A 1860-nucleotide genomic window follows, 5' to 3' on the forward strand; every position below is an offset into this window, starting at 1 on the left:
CACTGCTGCACCGTCAACGTCCGATCCTGACCATCGACCAGGCTCAGCTCATTGTCCAGACCCGCATGGGACGTCCCCGCCCCCGCGCCCAGGAACGGCGACGACACCGCCGCTGCCATCGCCAACAGCACCCGACCAACCACCCTCATGGTCCCCACCTTTCCGAGTTTGATGTGCCGTATGAAGTTCCTTGCACACGGCGACGGCGCCGACAAGACCAGGAGACCCTGGTCTGCCGCCGCCGCCCCGAATTCGTTGCCGGCGCCAAGCATAAGCCCTAGCTGTACTCGGCCATCAGGTTGGTCGCGGTCGGCTGATGGGTGGTAGTCCGTCGAGTGCGCTGTGGCGGCGTTGAGTGTTGTAGAACTCGACCCAAGGTGCAAGGGCTCGGGCGCGGTCTGCGTTGGAGACGAAAACCCGGCGATAGGACCATTCGCATTGCAGCGTCCGGTTGTAGCGTTCGCTGCTCCTATGTTTGTCAAGCCGCGGCGGGTTGGCTGTTCGGGTCAGTGAGTTGTCTTGTGGTCGTGGGAGGTTGGCGTAGATCTCCCGGGCGATGTAGCGCTTGAGGCACCGGATGATCTCTCTTTTGCCGAGTCCTTCGTTGGTACGTCGTTCGACGTAAGCGCGGGTCGGCTCGTGATGGCGTAGTCGCACGATAGTGACGATGTAGAGGGCACTGTTGGCTTGGCGGTCGCCGCTGCGGCAGAGGCGATGGCGGCCGGTGGTTCGTCCGCTGCTGGCGGGCTGTGGGGCCACGCCACAGAGTTTTGCGAAGGCTTTCTCGTTGCGGATCCGTTCGGGGTTGTCCCCAGCGATAACGAGGAACTGACCGGCCAGCTCGACCCCGACGCCGAAGTGTGGTTCCCCCGAGATCGTGGAGGAAGAATCGGCTGAGATCGGTCCAGGGCCTGGATCTGGGATTTCTCATCGACGCTGACCACCACCGCTCCTTTGGGCGGGTCCAGATACAGCCCGACCACCTCACGCAACTTGGCCTCCAACTCCGGGTCGGTGGAGAACTTGAAGGTTTCCACCCGGTGCGGCTGGATGTTCCATTTGCGCCAGATGCGAGCCACGGAGGCGAATGAAATTCCCAACCGGGTGGCCATCAACCGTGCAGACCAGTGCGTGACCCCCAGATGGGCCGGCGGTTTGCCCCTGTCCGCCAATGTTTCCGACAACACCGCGATCTCGTCGATCACCGCCGCACGCCCCGGCCGGGGATCGTCATCGAGTCCTTCGATACCGCAATCCTGGTAGCGGCCACGCCATTCGAGCACCGTGCGCCGCGTGGTGCCCGTCCGGTCGGCGATATCGGTATTGGGCATACCGTCGGCGGCCAGCAGCACGATCCGCGCCCGGGTCGCCAGTCCTGCCTTCACCGTCGAAGCCCGTGTCAACGACTCCAGTCGAGCCCGGTCACCATCACGCAACTGCAATGCTGCGGCCGTATACATCCGCTAATTCTTGCGGCCAACCAAACGTAAATGAATTAACGACACGCAACACTAGCGATGGCCTCCCTGGCCGCCCTGGCCGCCGCCCCAGGCTCCGTGCGCGCCGCCCCAACCGCCGTGGCCGCTGTCGCAATTGCCGTGCGGTGGGATTAACCAGCACTTGTCGTGATGGCCGGGACTGGGTCGCGTTGGAGCACTGAATGTGGCTGGCGGTGCCGCACCATGGCCTGCCGCTTGCGTGGTTGCCGGAGCGGAGAGGGCTAGTGCGGAGGCGGCCGCTGGTGCGGCGATCGCTACCGCGAAACGATGAACAGCCTTGATAGTCATAGGGATTCCTTGCGTGTGGGCCGCCGTTGAGGTGGCCGTGATGGATGATTGCCGGTACCAGCGGCCCCGGGAT

4 pseudogenes are annotated in these 1860 nt (G+C 64.0%); all 4 read right to left on the reverse strand.

The features are described 5' to 3' along the window. Window positions 1-149, reverse strand: a pseudogene (locus ACJH6I_RS31680) (porin); the annotation flags it as partial. Window positions 150-294: 145 nt separating this feature from the next. Beyond that, window positions 295-462: pseudogene (locus tag ACJH6I_RS31685) on the reverse strand (integrase core domain-containing protein); the annotation flags it as partial. A gap of 78 nt (window positions 463-540) precedes the next feature. Continuing rightward, window positions 541-855: pseudogene (locus ACJH6I_RS31690) on the reverse strand (transposase); the annotation flags it as partial. A 29-nt stretch (window positions 856-884) separates the two neighbouring features. Beyond that, window positions 885-1460: pseudogene (locus ACJH6I_RS31695) on the reverse strand (IS630 family transposase); the annotation flags it as partial. Between the last annotated feature and the right edge of the window lie 400 nt (window positions 1461-1860).

The sequence above is a fragment of the Mycobacterium sp. SMC-13 genome, assembly GCF_045311035.1.
GTDB lineage: Bacteria > Actinomycetota > Actinomycetes > Mycobacteriales > Mycobacteriaceae > Mycobacterium.